We start from the raw sequence: 15,061 nt of genomic DNA, 5'->3' as shown, positions 1-15,061 counted from the left end.
AGCAGGCTTTCGCGATCCTCAAACGGCAACGGAGCTTCTCAGGAAAATCCCTCGATGAATTAATAACGTCACACTCTTAATGGAAATTACTATAAGTGACGAGGCAGCGGCGAAAGTGATCTAGCTTGCCTTGAATGCTACGCCCACCGAGCGGACATGCTCAGTAGGCGTATGGCGATCTGTCAGAAGTCCACTTGTGATTATGTTCGAAGATCGCTTTCCAACGACCTAAGAAACAGATCAGCGTACAAAATTCCAATAGGTCACGATTAAACAGCTAAGCTCGTAAGATATTCAAACACTTCTCGACAGTTCTTCTTATTGTGGATACTCTTCAACGCTTCAGAAATGTTCAAAACCTCAACCATTGCCGATGCTTTTTGTGCAAAAGCCTGTATAACCAATTCATCGGCTGCAGAAAAAACTTCATGCCAGGGGCTAAAGGCGTAGAGCACACCAATCGCCTCTCCATTTCTATTTTTTACTGTAACACCTAAATAAGATTTAATTCGAGAACTGCATTTTGGAGAATGAATTTTCTCAAAATGCTCACCTTTGTCTACATCGCAAACATTCACAACGCCTTGTATACTGAGAGTATCCATAAACAACTTACTGTCATATGGAATGTAATCAGAGTCGCACACGCTAAATCCGCCAAAAAATGGCGAAGCGTTTTGAAAAAGAGATGCGGCAACATAAGAAATTTTTATTTTTAACGATAATTCGATCGCCAAAATAGCTAGGGATTTTCTCAATTCATCTTGAATAGCTTGGCTTAATTGTCCCTGAGACAGTGCTTGCTCATCATATTGATCAAGCTCTGAACTGGCGATGTACGACATAGACGCTAACCTTTTCCACCGAAAACAAATTCCAATGGCATCTCAAAATTCAGAAGCCCCTGACCCAACGCCTTTCCCACCACTAAGTGGTTGCCTTCCTCTGAAGGGCCAAACGTGTATTATCTGTAATTTTTTGTAATGCAATTGATAAATGACAAAAGATGCAAAAGAAATGTAGATTATTTTGTTGACGCCGTTAACAATGAAATCCGGGCTCTTCTCTCTTGAAGCTTCATACCATAACCCGCGCAGGCTATTTATCCGCATTATCGAATGGCCAGGCCACCACATCGAATATGTTGTTCGTATCATGGATAAGCATAGAGAGTGGATCAATATATACGCTTTGTGCCGAAGAGTTCAGATCTCGGTGCAAACCATCAAGGCGGGCCCTAGGGCAATTGCATGGACTTGGAACCACCAAGCTGAATCGCTATCGTGAAGCCAAACAGAGCGTCATGAACTAGCCTGATTGACAAGGAAGCCTCTGTTTTTAAGCATTTTTTGACTGCCCGCATTGTCACGAAACTGCTATTGACTGGCTGAGGGCTTGGACTAACTGCTGCGGGTCCTCCAAGCAGAAGGAAAGCCTCTATGAAACGCCGCACCCTGATTGCATCAGTCCCCGCCAGCATGGTGGTTGCCGCAAGCGCGCGGGCAGCCGCCCCTACCAGCATCACGCTGTGGCACGCCATGGGCGGCGCGCTGGGCCAGACCCTGCAGGCCAGCGTGGACAAGTTCAATGCCAGCCAGGGCAACTATCGGGTCAACGCAACCTATAAAGGTACCTATTCAGACCTGCTTACCGCCTCCATCGCCGCTTGGCGCGGCGGCAAGGCGCCTTCCATCGCGCAGGTATTCGATGTCGGCACCGCGGACATGATGAGCGCCGGGCGCGCCGTGGTAGATGTTTACAAGCTATCCAAGATGACCGGCTTGGCGATCGACCCCGCCACCTACATCCCCGCCGTGCGCGGCTATTACAGCCTGAACGACGGCAAGATGGCCGCCGCCCCGTTCAACTCCTCCACCGCGTTGATGTGGCTCAATGAGGATGCTTTTGAAAAGGCCGGGCTGGATCCCAAGGTCCCGCTTTCCACGTGGAACGATGTGATCAAAGCAGCCCGCGCCATCAAGGCAAAGAACGCCGCCGAGATTCCGGTGATGACCTCCTGGCCAACTTGGATTCATTTCGAGCAGTTTGCCGCGATCCATAACGTTGAATACGCCACACTAAATGACGGCTTCGGCGGCGCCAACCCGACGCTGAAGCTGAACACCGCCCCGTTCGTGAAACAACTGGACACGCTTCTCTCAATGCAGAAAGAAGAGCTGTTTTCCTATGAAGGGCGCGACGGCAAGCCGAGCCCGATCTTCTACGCGGGCAAGGCAGCGATCACATTCGACAGCTCTTCCATCTTCGGCCAGCTCAAGAAGAGCGCGCAGTTCAAGTTCGCTAGCGCCTATCTTCCCTATCATGAGTCGATCATCAAGAGCCCGATCAACTCCATCATCGGCGGCGCCGCCTTCTGGGCCATGACCGCGCCCGGTCGCGGCGACGATGAGTATGAAGGCGTCGCCAGCTTCTTTAAATTCATCTCCCAGCCCGAAAATGACGCGAGCTGGGCGGAGCACACCGGCTACGTGCCGGTTACACTGGCGGGCAACGAACTGATCCGCAAGCAGGGTTTCTACGCGCAAAACCCAGGCAGCGACTTGGCGGTCATGCAGCTCACCCGAACCACCCCCACACCACTTTCACGCGGCATCCGTTTGGGCGGCATGCCGGAAATCCGTACCATCGTGGAAGAGGAATGGGAGCGGGCGATTCAGAATGGCACCACCGCCAGCCAAGCGCTTGCCAATGCGCAGCAGCGCGGCCAGGTGGTGATCGACCGCTTCGCCCAAGCCGTGAAGGCTTGAGCCGAGGCACCGCGTGGAACGGCGTACCCTCTTCAACAGCAGGCTTTTGCCTGCCGTTCTCGTCGCCCCCCAGCTGGCCATCACCTTTATCTTCTTCCTGCTGCCGGCGGGCGGCGCTTTCTACCAAAGCACCCAGTCGACCGACGCCTTCGGTCTCAACACTGTGTTTGTTGGGCTTAGAAATTTCGCCTCTCTAGTCACCTCGCCACAATATCATGAGGCGCTGGTCCGCACGGCCGTTTTCTGCGTCATCGTCACCAACCTTTCCATGGCAGGCGGGTTGGTATTCGCCAGCTTCGCCAACCGCTCAATTCATGGGCGGTTCCTTTACCGGATTCTGCTGATCTGGCCTTACGCAATAGCACCAGCGCTTACGTCTGTGATCTTCGTGTTCCTATTTCAACCGCAAATCGGGCTCATCACCAACCTGCTCGCTGGGTTCGGTATCAATTTCAACTATGCCACCAACAGCAACCAAGCCTTAGCGCTGGTCGTACTCATCGCAGCGTGGAAGCAGGTGAGCTATAATTTCATTTTCTATCTCGCCGCATTGCAATCGGTGCCACGCTCGATAATCGAGGCCGCAACGCTGGATGGTGCCCGGAGCTTCCACCGCTTCCGTACCATGATCTGGCCTATGCTGATGCCGACCACCTTGTTCCTTGTGGTCACCAACCTCGTCTACTCGGCCTTCGACACGTTTGATGTGATCTACGCTCTCACCGGCGGCGGGCCAGGTACCGCCACTGATGTGCTGGTGGTAAAGGTCTATCGGGATGGCGTCATTAATCTCGATCTCGGCGGCTCTGCCGCGCAATCTGTCCTGCTTATGGCCGGGATCGTGGGCCTGATCATAATGCAATTCCGGATTACAACCAGGCGCTCGACATGAACAAAAAGCCCGATTACCTTGCCCATGCAGTGCTGCTACTCGGCATGCTACTTTTTATTTTCCCCATCTGGGTGACCTTCGCGGGCGCAACGCAATCGGCGGGCGCCATCAACCGGGGCGATATTTCGCTGCTGCCTAACCTGTCGCACCTCGGCATTTTCGTTCGGGCTTTCAGCTTCGGCAGCGGCCTCACCGGCAGCGCGCCGGTCTGGCATATGCTGCTGGTGAGCTTTGGTATGGCGATGACCATCGCCGTCGGCAAGATCGTGATTTCGGCGCTCTCGGCCTTCGCCATCGCGTTTTTCCGCTTCCCCTTCCGTATGGCGGCCTTCTGGCTCATCTTCATCACGCTGATGCTGCCCATCGTGGTGCGCATCATCCCTACCTACTCGGTGATGTCGGACCTGCATCTCATCAACACCTTCCCCGGCCTTACCTTGCCGTTGATCGCCTCGGCCACCGCCACGCTCTTGTTCCGGCAAATCTACCTGGCCGTGCCGGATGAGCTAGTAGAAGCTGCGAAGTTGGATGGCGCCGGGCCAATGCGATTTTTCTGGGATGTGTTGCTGCCCGTCTCGAGGGCCAATGTCGCGGCCTTATTCGTGATTGAATTTGTGTATGGCTGGAACCAATATCTCTGGCCGCTGCTCATCACCACCAAGGGAAATATGGATACAGTGGTGTTCGGGATCGTGCAGATGATCACCGGCGACCAACTCATTCCCTGGAACCTGGTGATGGCCACGACGATCCTGGCGCTACTGCCGCCGGTGATCGTGGTGGTGGCAATGCAGCGCTGGTTCGTGGCCGGGCTGACGGAGGTTGATAAATAATGGCAACGCTCGAATTGCTGGGGCTGACCAAGAGTTTCGGCAAAACCCCAGTACTGCACGGGCTGGATGTGCGCCTTGAGGATGGCGAGATGCTGGTGATCGTGGGCGGCTCGGGTTGCGGCAAATCCACTCTGCTAAGGCTCGTCGCCGGGCTGGAGCCCCCCAGCGCCGGGCGCATCCTGCTAGACGGGACAGACATCACCGCCCTGGACCCTGCAAAGCGGGATGTCGCCATGGTGTTCCAAAATTATGCGCTCTACCCGCATATGAGCGTGTTCGATAACATGGCATACGGGCTGAAGCTGAAAGGGCTGCCGAAGACGGACATTAGGAACCGGGTGGAGGAAGCGGCCGAAACGCTCTCGCTCTCCGCCCTGCTAGGCCGCAAGCCACGCGAACTCTCCGGCGGGCAGCGCCAGCGCGTGGCCATGGGCCGCGCCATTGTGCGCGAGCCGAAGCTGTTCTTGTTCGACGAACCTCTCTCCAACCTGGATGCCAAGCTTCGCGTGCAGGTGCGCGCCGATATACGCAAGCTGCAGAAGCGCCTCAACGTCACCAGCCTTTACGTTACACATGACCAGGTGGAAGCGATGACGCTAGCGGACCGGCTGGCCGTGATGCATGAGGGCCATGCCGCGCAGATCGCCACTCCGGTGGAAGTGTTCGCCCGCCCAGCAGACCGTTTCGTGGGCGGCTTCATCGGCGAACCCGCGATGAATTTCTGCGCCGCCACGCTATGCGGCGGGGGACGCCTCGCTAAGCTGGCAGCCGGACCTGAAATCGATCTGCCCGGTGAAACGCCCTGGGGCGCGGATGGCACGGAGGTGAGCATCGGCATCCGCCCGCAGCATGTAGTAGTGAAAAGCGAGCCAACACCCTTGCGCCTAACGGTTAATCTCGTGGAACCACTGGGCTCGGAAGCACTACTGCACGGCACCTTGTCAGATGGCGAGACCTTCCACGTCCGTGTGCCCTTTCCGGCGCCAGCGGTACAGAACCTCTTCATCAGTCTGCCCGCCACGCAACTTCATCTGTTCGACAGCGCGACAGGAAAGCGCCTGGGTTAGCCAGATAGCCCCGCGACAAAGCCGGGCGGGGCTATCTTCACATGGCGGCTGATAAGAATCTCCTTCGCCCGGTCTGGCCAGTCCGAGATTATGCCACCTACCTCGAGATCGATCATACGGTGAATGTCTTCCACCTCATTCACGGTCCAAGGAATCACCGTAAGGCCGAGACGCTTGGCTTCCGCCATCTCCAGCTTGTCCAGCATTTTATGAAACGGCGCCCATACAACCGCCCCCGTGCTGGCCACGGCGCGGGGCACGGCACCGGGACAGTCCGGCTCAAAGTCCGCCAACCTGGTTTTGCCGAACCAGAGATCAGCCTGTTTCACGGTTTCAGGCTCCGTCAGACAGCAGCGGCGCAAGCTCGGTTCCAGCACCGCGGCCTCCTCCAGCACCCGCCAATCGAAAGCGTAGAGCACGGCGTTGCGAATGCCATTTGCCGCGCGCAAGAGCGTCAGAACCTTCTCTACCAGCCGACCGGGCGATAGCGTCGCCTCCGGCCAGTCGGGGAAGCTTTTCACCTCGATCAGCAGATCCATCGTGCTACAAGCCTCGAGGACATCACCGAACCCCGGAATCCGCTCTCCGTCGATTGGACGCTGTGCGGGGTAACGCGCCGCATAAGCACTCCCCGCCCGCAAGCGGCCAACATCATAGGTTTCAAGCTGTTGAAAGCTGAGATCCCGGACCAGCGGCCCATCCGTGCCCACATAGGCGCCATATCGGTCACGCGCGAGGTCCGGGTTCAGCTGAGCGTCGTGATGCACCACTGCCACCCCATCCGCCGTCACGCCCACATCAAACTCAACACCCGTAAGCGCCAACTCCCGCGCCAAGTGAAAGCCCGCCAGCGTGTTCTCCGGCAACAGCCCCCGTGCCCCGCGATGCCCAAAAACCGCGACCATGCCCCACCTCCTGAAGGTTCAATTGAGCTGCTGCCAGTTTAGTGGACAGCATGTTAAGCTACCACGGCCTTTGCATCATCGCAGGTGCGATGCGCCCGAACAAGACGTAAACGTCAATCGCCTGCACCGTCAGTTACAAGCCATGGTTGGGGTATTGTCTGACCACATGTCACGATGGATTTTCCACTCCCCACCTTGTTTGATCAAGACAATGATCTGCCTACCGCGCTCAACGACGCGGCCCTTACCGTCATACATCTCCATTTCGGACATACTGGTCGCGGCATCGCCACCACCATAGATCTCGTAATGGCTGAACTTGGCGCGCGCAACGAGATCCGGCCGAAGGTTTTTCTTGAAGTAAGTAAGGATTGCGGCCCGGCCTGAAATTGCCGTTGCGTTAGGGGGCAAAAGTTTGGCGTCGCCAGTATAGAGAAGTGAGATCGCTTTGAGGTCACCCTTGGCGAGGTCCGTGGCAAACTGCTCCGTCACAGCCTTCACTGCAGCGTCGTCCGACGAGTGTACCGTGGTCGCGATTGCTGGAGCAGACTGTAGCGTGAGGGCCATTAAGGCTCCCATGAGGTGTGAGACGAGCCTTAGTTTTGTCATAATAACTCCATTGGTGAAAAGTTTCTGGGGGAGACTGCTGTTGGTTTCAGAGCTGCGAGCAGCCGCCATCAACCACTAGTTCTGTCCCAACGACGTATCGGGACTCATCACTCGCGAGGTACAGCACCGCAGCGGCGATTTCCTCGGCTTGCCCCATTCGCCCGAGAGGGACAGTCGAGGTAAATTGCGTTTTAAACGTTTCCACCTCAGCTTCTGATAAACCTAATTTACCTAGCAGCGGTGTTTCGATTCCCCCAGGCGCGACAGCGTTGACGCGAATTTTGCGGTCAAGCAGTTCGTAGGACCAACTCCGCGCGAGCGAGCGGGCGGCAGCCTTGGCGGCTGCGACCAGTGATAGACCGTGCTTGCCGGTCTGATCGATAAACGACGTCGTCAGAATGACCGATGCACCTTCACGAAATATAGGTAAAGCGGCCTGCATCGTGAACACCACGCCCTTGACGCTTACATCCATGATGTCGTCGTACTGGCTCCCATCAATCGACTGAAGCGGCGTTGGAATGACATAGCCCGCGTTCGCAAACAGAATATCAAGTCCTCCAAAAACCTGCTGAACTTGAGCTGTGACCTCCTGCATCGCCTCGCTAGATCGAACGTCGGCAGCAAGGATAAGGGCCCCTTCGCCGAGCTCCGCTTGCACATAGGCGAAGCGAGATTTGTCACGGCCGGTAACAACAACGCGCGCACCTTCCTTGATGAATAGCTTTGCAGTGGCAAGACCAATGCCACTTGTACCGCCTGTGATTAGTGCTGTCTTTCCTGAAAGCCGCATACCAAATTCCTCGCGAATAAAGTGTAATAAGCGGCCACAGGCACGCCCATTGTTCGGATCAAACTTAGGGTGACAAAAAACGTCTTAAAGGACATATTTCCCTTATAAATAGTCATTTTTGATAAGCTAGAATAAGGCGTAAAACGAGGGAAATTGGTCCTTCAGGAAACCGCAGCGCTACACTAAGTGTAGAACGATCCAACAACTCGCCAGTTTCACAGGGCCAAATAGGAGAGCGATGTGCCAGACACTTTTGATATGACAATTTCGGGAGCCCCGAGCGCAGGGGGGCCATCACGGCGCCAGGCTATGCTAATGGGCGGCATAGCAGTTGCTGCGGCCACGGCCGGCAGCCTTGTTCCGGGCGGAGCACGTGCGACAACGATTGATGAGGCCAAAAAGCCCGTCGACTTTCTGTTCGCGATATACCCCAATGGGACGCTTTTAGATTTCGCAGGTCCCCATGAAATCCTTACACTCCTGCCCAATGTAAAGGTGCGGTTTGCAAGCCCGGCTGGCGGTCTTGTGACGCTGGAGAATGGCGTCGTCTTCGGGCCAACCGAGAAGCTCACCGACGTCACCGACGTGGACGTAATCTGCGTTCCCGGCGGCCTCAACCTTTCGGCGATGATGAAACCCGAGATACTGGCCCACATTAAGCGCCTGTCTGAGACCGCGAAATACGTCACCTCGGTCTGCACGGGCTCGATTATTCTAGCCGCCTCTGGTGCACTGAAGGGAAAGCGGAGCGCCTGCCACTGGGCCTTCTTGAACGACCTCAAGAAATACGGTGCAATCCCTGATCCTAGCCGCATCGTGAAGGATGGCCGCTTCATAAGCGGCGGAGGCGTCACCGCCGGGATCGATTTTGGCTTGGCGATAGCGGCAGAACTACGCGGCGCCCAGGCTGCTCAAGAAGCGCAATTGCTCGTCCAGTATGACCCACAGCCACCGTTCCACGCGGGTAATCCGTCCGATGCGCCGCCAAATGTTCGCAACGCGGTCTACAAAATGCTGCCTGGTTCGGAATACGGCCTGATGCAACCGATTCTTTAGAACGGTAGGATAATTAATCAAAAAATCGTATCACGCGACGCTCCCATAAATAGCGCCGAGGAGCGTCGCTAAATAGCATTTTCTTGACGCCCTGCGCGCCGAACTGCTTGTGGCGGATGGCCGTGCAACTTGACAAACGCCCGACGCATTCTTTCTGGATCAGTGAAGCCCACAGCTTTCGCGATTTGCTCGATAGGTTCGGACCCACTCCGCAAGCGAATACAGGCCGCCTCGACACGCAAACGCTCCACTGCCTTCGCTGGCGTTTCACCTGTCTGGCGCCGAAAAGCCCGTCCAAACTGACGGACGCTCAGTCTAGCCGCCTCGGCCAACCTCTCGATCGGTAGCGGTTCTACCAGATGATCACGCGCAAACGCGAGCGCCATGCGGATACGATCCGAGTCAGGCTCCATCTGTGACATGGCTGAGAACTGTGACTGACCGCCTGAGCGCCGATATGGAACGACAAGCTCGCGCGCGACCTCACGCGCAACTTCCGTTCCGAAGTCAGCTTCAATCAGCGCCAATGCTAAGTCGATGCCCGCCGAGATACCCGCAGAAGTCCAGATGTTCTTGTCGGAAACGAAGATGCGATCCGCCTCGACTCTAACCAAAGGATATCGCTTCTGGAGTTCTGGTGCGAGACGCCAGTGGGTGGTTGCGCGGCGGCCATCAAGAAGCCCTGCCTCAGCAAGCAAAAACGCACCCGTGCAAACACTTGCCACCCGGGCAGTACGCATAGCTAAATCCTTTGCCGCTGCGATGGCGCCAGGTTCTTGAAAAGGCCCGATGTCGCCGCCGACGAAAACAACCGTATCGAACTCTAGATTGTGGAATGGCTGCGTCTGGATAGGAACTCCGGAGCTTCCAAAGACATCACCGCCGAACTCAGAAATCACCGCCAAATGATAGGCGCCACCTTCAACAAAGCCATTCGTCTTTTCAAAGGCACCCAATGGCCCCGCAAGATCGAGGGTCTGATGATTTGGGCAAATGAAAAGGCCAATGCGGTGCATTGTCCTAATCTAAGGGAAGTTTTAAAAATTCGCCATATTATTATTTGTAGCAACGACTTACACTGAGAAAATGAACTCTTCTCGGTAGCAAGCAGATGCCGGACTACAAGGCTTCGCCATGATTTATCACACAATTAGTGAAGCCAATTTGCTCATGGTGTAACACTCCATGAAGGAACTCGACGCTTCGGAGAAATGTGGCAATACCATCTGCTTATTCTTCCAAGAGCATTGAAGCAGCTAGCTGTCTGGTTGTGTACCCTCCTCTATGGTGGGGATGGTTTGCCTCCTGGAGCACTTGCCCTTCTTTACCAAAGCCGGTGTGCGCGTCACACTGACGCGGTACTTCGCTCACCCATCCCGCCGCAAGGGGTATTGCCAGTTCAGCACAGATCGGATTAAAGTTGTTGCCTACTTTCAATTATAAGGACAAGCCGGTGTTCCACCGCTTCCATGACCGAACGCATGGACCTGTCGTCGCCCCGCATCTCACTTCGCGGGGCTGACTGAGAAGCATATTGCCGTCTCATCGTCAGTCTTTTCCGGCACGCCGTGCCGTGTCCTCCTGACCCTGAGACCGCTATGCCTTCCATTATCCAAAAAGCCCCCACACATCGTCATTACGCGGAGATTTTTCAGATCGCCATTCCACTTGGGCTGGCGAATCTTTTGCTCGCCGGAAATTCAACCGTCGACCTCTTGATGATCGGCCAGTTAGGGACCTCCGAGATCGCGGGTGCCACTTTGAGCATCCAACTCTACCTTCTCCTCGTTGTGTTTGGTGGAGGCGTGTTGATGGCATTCACGCCGCTCTTCTCTATAGCCAGAACTCAAAAGGCAACCAACACTGCGGGTGCAACGTTCGTAGGAGCCCTGCTGCTGGCGATTATCATCTCTGCGCTCGCCGCGGTGGTGATGTGGCTGTCACCAACCATTCTCGATGCTTTTGGAGTAGAGCGAAAATTGACGGAACTCGCACAATCCTACGTACGGAAGAGTGGCAGCTTTCTCCATCCTTCCCTCCCTGGTCTTGGTCATTCTGTGGGAGATGGCCAACGTCCAGGGCAAATCCATTTGGGTTACAGCCTCTTCACTGGTCGGATTCTTCACGAACGGGCTCCTCAATTGGCTCTTCATCCAGGCGGGATGGAACCTTCCCGGCGTGGCATTCGCCACGCTGATATCCAATTGCGTCGTTATTCTCTGCATCCTCCTCGCCGTATTCCCAGAAATAGGTGAACTGCTTCCCTACATGCGGAATATCAAGGCTGGAGTTGCAGCCCTGCCCGGCCTGCTCAGATTGGGGCTTCCCATCGGCAGCATCGAACTTGCCACTGTCGGGTTTTTCGCCTCTTCCACCTATCTCATGTCGATCGAGAGCAGCAAGGTGATTGCCGCCCACGCCATCGCATACCAGATCACCGAACTAGCGATCATCCTTTTTCTCGGGTTCGGAGAAGGGGCAACAATTCTGGTTGCAAGTGCTTTTGGCAACCGGGACTGGCTGAAGCTGAAGCAGATCGCAATCTCGATTACCCTTTCCTGCATGGCGATGTCGGCGGTCGTCAGCTTCACCATGGCCGTTCTTTCATCGCGACTGCCATCCCTCTTTTTGATTGGCGACAAAGGAAACAATGCCACCCATACCATGGCAACAACCTTCATCCTGATTGGATGCAGCTTCACGATGCTGGATGCTCTTCAGATCGCCTGGCTAGGCATTCTTCGCGGCATGCAGGACACCATTAGGCCGATGATCCTGGTGATGATTGGCTATTGGCTGATTGGCGTACCGGCCTGCTACGCACTGGCGCATCCTCTCGGTTTTGGGCCTGTGGGGATATGGTGGGGCCTCGCGATTGGTCTTGCATTCACCTGTCTTGGTCTTGGCTGGAGAATGCTGCAGCATTCAAAGCTCCTCTTAGGGCCGACAAAAAGGTCGATCTCATGCAGAGTTGAGCATTAGCCCCCTGTGCTTCGTCAAAATTCTGTTGCTCACGCCATCATTTATAGCCTACCGTAGAACCATACTAACACGGCAAGCTGGTGTCCTCCCGCTAGTGTTCCCGCGTTCATCCATTATTACGAAGACATCGTTCGCGCTGACTAGAACGCTTCCGGAATGACATCCTTGTGAGAAATATCATCCTCGTGGTCGGCTTTCCTAGCAGCTTCGGTCGAATGACGGCAGAGGCTCTGGGCCGTGCAGGCCACACTGTCATGCCTTGATGCGTAACAACACCGGACGCAATGCCAGCAACAGCTTCAGAGCTGGCTGAGATCGCGAACAGTGACATCCGCTATAATGAAGCTTATTGCGGTTCCAAGTGAATAGAAACTCGTCAAAAGTCAGACAATTCAATTTACTCAGGGATTTGGTAATCTAAATCATGTGATACGGCTTGTTGACCTCGGTAGAGCGGGCGCATCCTTAGGAGACACAACATGCAGGCAACGGCGGCTTCATACATGGCGGCAACTCTGGCAGCGGCGGGGGTGCGGCGGGTGTATGGCGTGGTAGGAGACTCCCTGAACGGCTTTACTGACGCACTGCGTGAGCAAGGGCGGATCGACTGGAAACATATGCGCCATGAAGAAGGGGCCGCCTTCGCTGCCGGCGCGGAGGCGCAACTTACCGGCCGGTTGGCGGTCTGTGCGGGTAGTTGCGGACCTGGCAATCTACATCTTATCAATGGGTTATTCGATGCCCACCGATCCCAAGCACCCGTTCTGGCAATCGCGGCGCATATTCCTAGTACCGAGATCGGCATCGACTATTTCCAGGCCACGCACCCCGAGATTCTGTTCAAGGAATGCAGCCACTATTGCGAGTTGGTTTCCAACCCGCGTCAACTGCCGCAGATATTGGAGCGCGCCATTCGCGCCGCCGTGGCAAGCAAAGGGGTGGCGGTGGTGATCATCCCCGGTGATGTCGCGCTCGGAGAGCTAAAAGCCGCAGTACCTTCGTTCCTGCTACCCGAACCACCGGTTGTCCGTCCGTCGGACATGGTTTTGGAAGAAACCGCCACGCTGCTGAACGGCACCAACCGCACCACCATTCTCTGCGGTGCAGGGTGCGAAGGTGCGCATGACGAGGTGATCGCCCTGGCTGCGAAGCTGCAGGCGCCGATCGTTCATGCGCTGCGCGGCAAGGAGCATGTGGAGCACGACAATCCCTACGACGTTGGTATGACCGGCTTCATCGGCTTCGCCTCCGGCTACAAGGCCCTGAAAAGCTGCGACACACTAGTGATGCTGGGTACAGGCTTTCCCTACCGACAATTCTACCCGGAAGCGGCGAAGGTAGTGCAGATCGACATAAGACCGGAGGCGTTGGGCAATCGCTGCCCGTTGGCCAAGGGGCTGGTCGGCGATGTGAAGGAAACATTGAAGGTCCTGCTGCCACGCCTAGTGCAGCAGAATGATGAAAGCTTCTTGCGCGCGGCGGTGGCGGATTACCACGAAGCCCGGGCGGAGCTGGACGAGTTGGCCAAAATCACCCCCGCCAGCAAGCATGTACATCCCCAGCAGCTTAACCGGCTGGTGAGCGAGTTGGCAGCGCCCGATGCCATCTTCACTTGCGATGTCGGCACTCCCACCGTCTGGGCGGCGCGTTATTTGAGGCTGGGTGGCGGGCGGCGGCTACTGGGCTCGTTCAACCATGGCTCCATGGCCAATGCGCTGCTACAGGCGATCGGCGCGCAGGCTGCATTTCCCCAGCGGCAGGTGGTCTCCCTCTCGGGCGATGGCGGGTTCACCATGATGATGGGGGATTTTCTCACCCTCTCTCAGTTGCAGCTGCCAGTGAAGGTGATCGTGCTGAATAACGGCACGCTTGGTTTCGTGGAACTAGAAATGAAGGCCAATGGGTTCCTCGATACGGGAGTGGATCTGCAGAACCCTGATTTCGCCGCTATGGCGAATGCAATGGGTGTGAAGGGGGTGCGAGTTGACAAGCCGCAAGATCTGGAAGCCGGCCTGCGCGAGGTGCTAGCGCATCCCGGTCCAGCCTTGCTGGACGTAGTCTCTGCCCGCCAAGAACTGGTTATGCCCCCAAAAACCACGGCCAAGGACGTGAAGAGCTTCGGGCTGTTCCTCCTGAAGGCGGTGATGAACGGTCGCGCCAGCCAAGTCGTGGACCTGACGAAGGTGAATCTGTTTCGGTAAAACACCGTGAAATTAGCAACTGTGTTTAGGCAGAGGCTACTGAACGCCACTACCACGCATGCCGTAAGAGCAGCAGGAACGAAGGCTAAGGCTCCATCCAACTCGGCTTCCAGTAGAATCCGGCCACACTGAAGAGCGGCCGTGGCCTCGAGGATGCACTTCAATCGACGGACATGGCGACGTGTCGCAGCACCAGGTAGATATCCTGCTGCGAGCAACCAGCGGGAAAACAATTCGAGCTCCGCGCCGAAGCGCGAGCATTCGTAATGACAAAAAGACTTCGGGAACAAGACCTTTAGCACGGCGCTCTTCTCTTAAGGTTTGGGGAGCGGCCATCCTAAGCGAACGGCGATTCATTTATGTGGAGTTGTATCATGGAAAGTCGCGTAATTGCAGGCTCTTGCGGTGTCAGCTCTACATCTCTGCGCAGTGCACGTTAGTCCAGGATGAGCAGATCGACCTTGCCAAGGCCGCGGCTGATGCGGGTGTAACGGCCGTCACCGCGCGCCAGTCCCAGCTCTCCGAATAATTTTGGCACGCGCTGGTAAAACACCGAACGGTTGTCGCGGCAGGCTTTGTGGCCGAGCGCGCAGGCCAGAGGCTTCCGGCAATTCCTCCTCCGCGGGATCGATAAGGTATAGTAATTCCTATTAAGAGTGTGACGTTATTAATTCATCGAGGGATTTTCCTGAGAAGCTCCGTTGCCGTTTGAGGATCGCGAAAGCCTGCTCGATTGATGGTGTGGATGGCTCCTGCTCCCGGCGTCGCATTGCGCCATAGTTGGGAAGTCATCATCCTGCATAGAGGAGCTATTCATGTCCGAGCTTGCCACAGTCGGTATCGACCTCGCAAAGAGTGTCTTCCAGGTTCATGGTGTCGACGAGAACGGTCGGATTCTCGTGCGCCGTCAGCTTCGCCGAAGTCAGTTGCTTGCATTTTTTGAGAAACGTCCACG

Annotated in this window: 13 protein-coding genes and 2 pseudogenes; 9 read left to right on the top strand and 6 right to left on the bottom strand. The window is 55.9% G+C overall.

Annotated elements, in window-relative coordinates:
- Positions 1 to 269: 269 nt before the first annotated feature.
- Entirely contained in the window at positions 270 to 845 is a 576-nt protein-coding gene (locus BUB54_RS18705) for a GAF domain-containing protein (protein ID WP_048878977.1), read from the bottom strand.
- 594 nt (positions 846 to 1,439) lie between these two features.
- Here BUB54_RS18705 and ugpB point away from each other — a divergent pair.
- Genes ugpB through BUB54_RS18685 form a run of 4 tightly spaced genes read left to right on the top strand, consistent with a single transcriptional unit; the run spans position 1,440 to position 5,560 of the window.
- Positions 1,440 to 2,768, top strand: a complete 1,329-nt coding sequence (gene ugpB, locus BUB54_RS18700; protein WP_048878978.1) for a sn-glycerol-3-phosphate ABC transporter substrate-binding protein UgpB — start codon at positions 1,440 to 1,442, stop codon at positions 2,766 to 2,768.
- A gap of 13 nt (positions 2,769 to 2,781) precedes the next feature.
- Positions 2,782 to 3,660: an ABC transporter permease subunit gene (locus BUB54_RS18695; RefSeq protein WP_048878979.1), complete on the top strand. Its 879-nt coding sequence runs from the start codon at positions 2,782 to 2,784 to the stop codon at positions 3,658 to 3,660.
- Positions 3,657 to 4,493, top strand: coding sequence for a sn-glycerol-3-phosphate ABC transporter permease UgpE (ugpE, locus tag BUB54_RS18690; protein ID WP_048878980.1), 837 nt, complete (start codon positions 3,657 to 3,659; stop codon positions 4,491 to 4,493). The genes BUB54_RS18695 and ugpE overlap by 4 nt, the downstream gene beginning before the upstream one ends.
- Entirely contained in the window at positions 4,493 to 5,560 is a 1,068-nt protein-coding gene (locus BUB54_RS18685) for an ABC transporter ATP-binding protein (protein WP_048878981.1), read from the top strand. Before ugpE ends, BUB54_RS18685 begins: the two co-directional genes overlap by 1 nt.
- Here the strand turns inward: BUB54_RS18685 and BUB54_RS18680 are convergent.
- From BUB54_RS18680 to BUB54_RS18670, 3 genes are all read right to left on the bottom strand, one after another.
- Positions 5,557 to 6,465, bottom strand: a complete 909-nt coding sequence (locus BUB54_RS18680; RefSeq protein ID WP_048878982.1) for a glycerophosphodiester phosphodiesterase family protein — start codon at positions 6,463 to 6,465, stop codon at positions 5,557 to 5,559. The two genes, BUB54_RS18685 and BUB54_RS18680, sit on opposite strands and share 4 nt — an antisense overlap.
- A 129-nt stretch (positions 6,466 to 6,594) precedes the next feature.
- Positions 6,595 to 7,032: a YybH family protein gene (locus tag BUB54_RS18675; protein ID WP_073212010.1), complete on the bottom strand. Its 438-nt coding sequence runs from the start codon at positions 7,030 to 7,032 to the stop codon at positions 6,595 to 6,597.
- A gap of 88 nt (positions 7,033 to 7,120) precedes the next feature.
- A complete protein-coding gene (locus BUB54_RS18670; protein ID WP_048878984.1) occupies positions 7,121 to 7,867 on the bottom strand; it encodes an SDR family oxidoreductase in 747 nt (248 codons plus the stop codon).
- Between the two features lie 315 nt (positions 7,868 to 8,182).
- On the opposite strand from BUB54_RS18670, the gene BUB54_RS18665 reads away from it, so the two are divergent.
- On the top strand, positions 8,183 to 8,923 hold the full coding sequence (locus BUB54_RS18665) for a DJ-1/PfpI family protein (RefSeq protein ID WP_241869381.1): 741 nt from the start codon (positions 8,183 to 8,185) through the stop codon (positions 8,921 to 8,923).
- Between the two features lie 68 nt (positions 8,924 to 8,991).
- On the opposite strand, the gene BUB54_RS18660 is transcribed toward BUB54_RS18665, so the two are convergent.
- On the bottom strand, positions 8,992 to 9,939 hold the full coding sequence (locus BUB54_RS18660; RefSeq protein ID WP_048878986.1) for a GlxA family transcriptional regulator: 948 nt from the start codon (positions 9,937 to 9,939) through the stop codon (positions 8,992 to 8,994).
- Between the two features lie 582 nt (positions 9,940 to 10,521).
- Between BUB54_RS18660 and BUB54_RS18655 the strand changes: the two genes are divergently transcribed.
- The 3 genes from BUB54_RS18655 (at position 10,522) to poxB (ending at position 14,106) form a co-directional block, all read left to right on the top strand.
- A complete protein-coding gene (locus BUB54_RS18655; RefSeq protein WP_073212008.1) occupies positions 10,522 to 11,178 on the top strand; it encodes an MATE family efflux transporter in 657 nt (218 codons plus the stop codon).
- Entirely contained in the window at positions 11,102 to 11,905 is an 804-nt protein-coding gene (locus BUB54_RS18650; protein WP_158320111.1) for an MATE family efflux transporter, read from the top strand. The genes BUB54_RS18655 and BUB54_RS18650 overlap by 77 nt, the downstream gene beginning before the upstream one ends.
- 479 nt (positions 11,906 to 12,384) lie before the next feature.
- Complete coding sequence (gene poxB / locus BUB54_RS18645; RefSeq protein ID WP_048878988.1) at positions 12,385 to 14,106, top strand: ubiquinone-dependent pyruvate dehydrogenase; 1,722 nt, start codon at positions 12,385 to 12,387, stop codon at positions 14,104 to 14,106.
- Positions 14,107 to 14,545: 439 nt separating this feature from the next.
- Here poxB and BUB54_RS18640 read toward each other — a convergent pair.
- Positions 14,546 to 14,704, bottom strand: a pseudogene (locus BUB54_RS18640) (ATP-binding protein); the annotation flags it as partial.
- A 217-nt stretch (positions 14,705 to 14,921) separates the two neighbouring features.
- Between BUB54_RS18640 and BUB54_RS20545 the strand changes: the two are divergent.
- Positions 14,922 to 15,061: pseudogene (locus tag BUB54_RS20545) on the top strand (IS110 family transposase); the annotation flags it as partial.

Origin of the sequence: Acidocella aminolytica 101 = DSM 11237 (genome assembly GCF_900129125.1) — a bacterium.
In the GTDB taxonomy this organism is placed as follows: Bacteria; Pseudomonadota; Alphaproteobacteria; order Acetobacterales; family Acetobacteraceae; genus Acidocella; species Acidocella aminolytica.
The sequence above is the reverse complement of the archived record's forward strand: the minus strand, read 5'-3'. Positions and strand labels throughout refer to the sequence as shown.